Below are 5,630 nucleotides of genomic sequence, written 5' to 3'. Positions count from 1 at the left end.
GGCTGACACAGGCCGAATTTGCCCGCTTGCTGGCGCTGTGCCAGCTGCTGCCGGGGCCCGCCTCCAGCCAGCTTGGTTTCGCCATCGGTCGTCATCGCGCCGGTCTGGGCGGGGCGCTCTCTGCTTTTGTTGGCTTCACGCTGCCCTCATTTCTGCTGCTACTGGCGGCCGCGATCGGTATCGGTCAGCTGGGCAGCAATTTGTGGCTTGATGCGGCGCTGCACGGCCTCAAGCTGCTGGCGCTCATCGTGGTGGCCGATGCGGTGCTCACCATGAGTCGTCAGTTCTGTGCCACTGGAGTGACCCAAGGGATTATGGTGGTGACCGCTGCAGCACTCTGGTGGCAGCCTGGTCTGATGACTCAACTGTTGATGCTGGCTGGAGCGGCGCTGATCTGCGCCCGCAGCCAGCGCGGGGCGGGTAGTGTGCCAGCCTCCGCCGAGCTGCCTTCTGCCGCCAGCTGTCAGCCTCATTGGCCGACCCTGCTGCTGTTTGGCATCCTTTTTATCGGTCTGCCGCTGCTCGGTAGTCCGCTTGGCCAGCTGGTTGCCGACTTCTATCGCGCCGGAAGTCTGGTGTTTGGCGGTGGCCATGTGGTGTTGCCGCTGCTGCAAGAGAGCGTGGGACACACTCTCAACGAGCAGCAGTTTCTGACCGGTTACAGCCTGGCCCAGTTGGTGCCGGGCCCCATGTTCACCCTCGCCACCTATCTTGGCGCCCAGTTGCAGCCCGAGATGCCGATGATCGGGGCCCTGTTGGCGACCCTGGCGCTCTTTGCACCCGGTTTTCTGCTGCTCTGGGCGGTGGGCCCCTGTTGGCAACAGTGGCTGGCCCGGCCCCGTCTGGCGGGGGCTGTCACCGGCATCAATGCTGCCGTAGTGGGCTTGTTGCTGGCGGCCCTCTATCAGCCGGTGTGGCAGAGCGCGGTGCTGGCGCCGACCGATCTGGCGCTGGCGGCCATCGGCTTTTATCTGCTGCGGGTGTTGAAGTTGCCGGTGCTGGCCATCGCGGCCCTGTTGGTGATGGCAGCTATCCTGCTGGCGTGAAGCCGGTGAAATCCCGATAAAAAACGGCGCCTCCGTGATGGAGGCGCCGTTTTTATTGCAATGGGTCAGCCGCTTAAGCGTCGGGATCGAAATCCAGACTCAGGCTGTTGACGCAGTAGCGCTGGCCTGTCTCGGTCGGTCCGTCGGGGAAGACGTGACCGAGGTGAGAGCCGCACTGGCGGCAGGTGATCTCCACTCGCTTCATGCCGTGGCTGTTGTCCTCGGTGTACTCCACCGTCCCCTCGATGGCCTTGTCGAACGAGGGCCAGCCGCAGCCGGAGTCAAACTTCGCATCCGAGTGGAACAGCACGCTCTTGCAGCAGACGCAGAGGTAGTCGCCGCTCTTGCGATTGTGGAGCAGGGCGCCGCTGTAGGGGCGCTCGGTGCCCTTTTCCCAGCAGACGTGAAACTGCTCTGCGGTCAGTTTGCTGCGCCACTGTTCCGGATTGTTACTGCTCATACCGACTCCTTGCCATCCATACCGGCGCCCAGCATAGCGGCTCTGTAAAGTTGACTCCAGCATGCCTGTTATGCTTTGCCTGTATCTGTGATCGAGGTGGCAACCATCTCCTCACCGGATGCAGGGAGAATTTCCTGCTGCGGTGGTTGGGCATCCTCCGCCGTGCTGGCCAGCGCCACCCGCTCCAGCAGTTTGAGGGAGTGGGCCCGGCCGACCGCCACCTGCCGTTTGATGTCATCGGGCAGGAAGGGCAGCCCATCGTTGGTGGCGGTGTCGATGGTCTGGATCCACTCCAGCCCTTCCCCCGGCGGCGGCAGGCGGAACTGGATATCGTAGTCGCTGGCGTTGAACAGCACGTACCAGCGCTCGCCGACACAGTTGATCATGCCGATATCCATGGCGAACGCCTGCCCCATGGGGGCGTGCCAATCCTGATCGGTGAGCTGGTGGCCGTCCGGGTGATACCAGTTGACCTGATGGCAGCTGGACGGGGTGCCATTCCAGCTGTCGTCGCTCAGTTGCAGGTTGGAGAAGACGCAGGACTCCGCCCGCAGCGCCATCATCTGCTGGGTGAAGGCGAACAGCCGCTCATCCTCCGGTCGCCACTGCCAGTTGACCCAGCTGATCTGGTTGTCCTGACAGTAGGCGTTGTTGTTGCCAAGCTGGCTGCGGCCCATCTCGTCCCCGGCGAGGAAGTGGGGAGTGCCTTGGGAGAGCAGCAGGGTGGCAATCAGATTGCGTTTCTGCTGCTGGCGCAAGCTGTTGACCCGCGGATCCAGAGTCGGCCCCTCTACCCCGTGGTTATAGGAGAGGTTGTTGCCGTGGCCGTCCCGATTGTCTTCACCGTTGGCCTGATTGTGGCGCTGGTTGTAGGAGACCAGATCCTCCAGGGTGAAACCGTCGTGATAGCAGAGGTAGTTGACGCTGGTGTGGGGGGAGCGCCAGTTCTTCGGGAAGATATCCCGCGAGCCTACCAAGCGGGTGGCAAAGTCCCCCATTTTGCCCGCATCACCGCGCCAGAAGGCGCGCACAGTATCGCGGTAGCGGTCATTGATCTCCTGCCACTGGCTCGGGAATTGACCCAGCCGGTAGCCGAAGGGACCGATATCCCAGGGTTCGGCGATGAGCTTGACCTGTGACAGCACTGGGTCGGCCATCACGGCTTTGAAGAAGGCGCCCATGGGCTCGAACTCCCCCGCTTCCCGCGCCAGCGTCACCGCCAGATCGAAACGGAAGCCATCCACCTGCATCTCGGTGACCCAGTAACGCAGGGCATCGAGCACCAGCCGCAGGGTGTTGGGGTGATCCAGATTGACGCTGTTGCCACAACCGGTCACGTTGGCGTGACGGGTGTAGTCCGGGCCGTGGGGACCAGCTTCGAAGGCGTAGTAACCGGCGTTGTCAAAGCCCTTGAACGAGAGGGTGGGACCGTCGAAGCCAGAGGCTGCAGTGTGGTTGTAGACCACATCCAGAATCACCTCGAGCCCGGCCCGGTGCAGCTCGCGCACCATGGTCTTGAACTCGGTCACCGCCTCGTCGGCTCGGGTGCTGTAACGCGGCTCCGGGGCGAAGAAGGCAATGGGGTTGTAGCCCCAGTAGTTGGTGAGTCCCAGCTGTTCCAGTCGCGGTTCCGACATGAAGGCGGCCACCGGCATCAGTTGCACCGAGGTGATGCCGAGACTCTTCATGTGCTCGATGACCAGCGGGTGACTGATGCCAAGGTAGGTGCCCTGCAGCGCTTTGGGGATCCCCGGGTGCTGCTTGGTAAAGCCCTTGACGTGGGTCTCGTAGATAATGGTGCGGGCCGGGCTGATCCCGGGTTTGCCAACCCCTTGCCAGTCAAAACTGTCATCCACTACCACCGACTTGGCAATCATCCCGGCACTGTCACCCTGATAGAGGGCTTCATCCCAGTAAGTGGGACGACTGAGCGCCTTGGCGTAGGGGTCAATCAGCAGTTTTTGAGGATCGAACAGCATCCCCTCCTGCGGAGTACCATAGACCCGATAGCCGTAGCGTTGACCGGCCTTTACGCCGCGCACGTAGCCAAAGCGATACTGGCCACGGCGGCCGGGCAGCTCCAGCCGCATCAGCTCCTGCTCCTGCTCGTCGTACAGGCAGATCTCCACCTTGTCCGACTGGGGGGCCCAGACGCAGAAGTGGCAACCGTTCTCGTCAAGGCGGGCCCCCAGCGGGTGGCCCACCCCTTTTTCCATTACAAGCATCAAGACTCCTGTTTGATAAACAAGGTCGCCAGCGGCGGCAGATCCAGCACTATGCTGTGTGCCATCCCCTGCCAGGGGGTCGGCTCGGCAGCGAACACCAGACCTACATCATAGTTACTGCCCCAGTAATACTCGCTGTCGGTGTTGAGCACCACCCGATAGTGGCCCGCCGCAGGGACGCCGATCCGATATTCGAGACGGGGCACCGGGGTGAAGTTGCAAGCCACCACAATAGCCTGCTTGCCCTCTTTGTCCGCCCGCAGCCAGGCAAAGATGCTGTTGTCGGCATCGTTGTGATCCAGCCAGCGGAAGCCGGTCTGCTCATAATCGGCCTGATACAAGGCAGGCTCATGACGGTAGAGGTGGTTGAGATCGTGGATCAGCCGCTGCTGACCGGCATGCTTGGGATATTGCAGCAGATGCCACGGCAACTGGGCGTCGTGGTTCCACTCGTTGCTCTGGGCGATCTCGGTGCCCATGAAATTGAGCTTCTTGCCCGGATGGGCGTACATGAAGCCCATGTAGGCCCGCAGGTTGGCGGCTTGCTGCCACTCGTCGCCCGGCATCTTGTAGAGCATGGAGTGCTTGCCGTGCACCACTTCGTCGTGGGAGAGCGACAGGATGAAGTTCTCGTCATAGTGGTAAACCATGGAGAAGGTCATGTCGTTGTGGTGGTAGCGACGGTGGATCGGTTCTTTCTGCATATAGGTGAGGGTGTCGTGCATCCAGCCCATATTCCACTTGAAGCCAAAGCCGAGGCCGCCGAGGAAGGTGGGGCGGGAGACACCGGCAAAGGCGGTGGACTCTTCGGCGATGGTCATGGCGTGGGGATACTTGCCGTAGACCTCCTCGTTGGTCCACTTGAGCAGACTGATCGCCTCGTAGTTGTGGTTGCCGCCATCGACGTTCGGTACCCACTCACCGGCGTTGCGGGAGTAGTCCAGATAGAGCATGGAGGCGACCGCATCCACCCGCAGGCCGTCGATGTGGAACTTGTCGAGCCAGAACAGGGCGCTCGCCACCAGGAACTGGCGCACTGTGTCGCGGCCAAAGTCGTAGATGTAGGAGTTCCAGTCCGGGTGCCAGCCACGGCGCGGATCTTCATATTCATAGAGCGGGGTACCGTCGAAACGGGCCAGCCCGTGGGCATCGGACGGGAAGTGGGCGGGTACCCAGTCCAGAATGATGCCGATCCCGGCCTGGTGGCACTGGTCGACGAAGTATTTGAAATCATCAGCGGTGCCGTAGCGGCTGGTGGGGGAGAACATACCCACCGGCTGGTAGCCCCAGGAGCCGCTGAAGGGGTGCTCGGAGACAGGCAGCAGCTCGATGTGGGTGTACTCCATCTCCTTGACGTAGGCGACCAGCTCCACTGCCAGCTCGCGCCAGCTCAGGCTGTCGCCGTTGGGGTGGCGTTTCCAAGAGCCGACGTGCAGCTCATAGATGGAGAGCGGCTGCTCGCGTTTATCGTTGTGCTGGCTGGCAATCCACTCGGCATCCTGCCACTGGTACTGGGCGTGGTCATAGACCACGGAGGCGAACGACGGATACTGCTCGCAGTAAAAGCCGACCGGATCGCTCTTGTGGGGCAGCCGGTTGCCCATGGGATCCTTGAGCTCGAACTTGTAGCGATCCCCAGCCTTGAGGCCCGGCACAAACAACACCCAGTGACCGCAGAGGCTGCGCTGCATCGGGTGGCGGCGGCCATCCCAGAAGTTGAAATCGCCGATGAGGCTCACGGCGGTGGCGCTCGGCGCATAGACCGCAAAACGCACCCCCTCCACCTGCTGGCCAAGATGCTCCACGGTGCGCAGCTGGGCGCCAAGGGTGTGATAGAGGTTTTCCGGCTGGGCGGTCAGTTCGGCCAGGCCTGCCCAGGCGGCATCCTGAAACTGATAG

The 5,630-nt window shown here is 62.2% G+C and carries 4 protein-coding genes; 1 reads left to right on the top strand and 3 read right to left on the bottom strand.

Annotation, left to right across the window (positions count from 1 at the left end; all coding sequences use genetic code 11):
* Positions 1-1,046: chromate efflux transporter (gene chrA, locus DBR30_RS00550; RefSeq protein WP_108541057.1), on the top strand; the 1,046-nt coding region annotated here is incomplete at its 5' end.
* A 73-nt stretch (positions 1,047-1,119) separates the two neighbouring features.
* On the opposite strand, the gene msrB is transcribed toward chrA, so the two are convergent.
* The 3 genes from msrB to glgB all read right to left on the bottom strand — a co-directional run.
* Positions 1,120-1,506: a peptide-methionine (R)-S-oxide reductase MsrB gene (msrB, locus tag DBR30_RS00545; RefSeq protein WP_005343227.1), complete on the bottom strand. Its 387-nt coding sequence runs from the start codon at positions 1,504-1,506 to the stop codon at positions 1,120-1,122.
* A gap of 68 nt (positions 1,507-1,574) precedes the next feature.
* Complete coding sequence (gene glgX, locus DBR30_RS00540; RefSeq protein ID WP_108541056.1) at positions 1,575-3,731, bottom strand: glycogen debranching protein GlgX; 2,157 nt, start codon at positions 3,729-3,731, stop codon at positions 1,575-1,577.
* Positions 3,731-5,630 (bottom strand): 1,4-alpha-glucan branching protein GlgB (glgB, locus tag DBR30_RS00535; protein ID WP_258224248.1); only part of this gene is annotated, 1,900 nt, incomplete at its 5' end. The genes glgX and glgB, both read right to left, overlap by 1 nt.

The organism is Aeromonas sp. HMWF017, assembly GCF_003061465.1.
GTDB lineage: Bacteria > Pseudomonadota > Gammaproteobacteria > Enterobacterales > Aeromonadaceae > Aeromonas > Aeromonas veronii.
The sequence above is the reverse complement of the archived record's forward strand: the minus strand, read 5'-3'. Positions and strand labels throughout refer to the sequence as shown.

Bases quoted from the DNA above. Each gene is read 5' to 3' on its own strand.
- glgX (WP_108541056.1), bottom strand. From the start codon at position 3,731: ATGCTTGTAATGGAAAAAGGGGTGGGCCACCCGCTGGGGGCCCGCCTT.
- msrB (WP_005343227.1), bottom strand. From the start codon at position 1,506: ATGAGCAGTAACAATCCGGAACAGTGGCGCAGCAAACTGACCGCAGAG.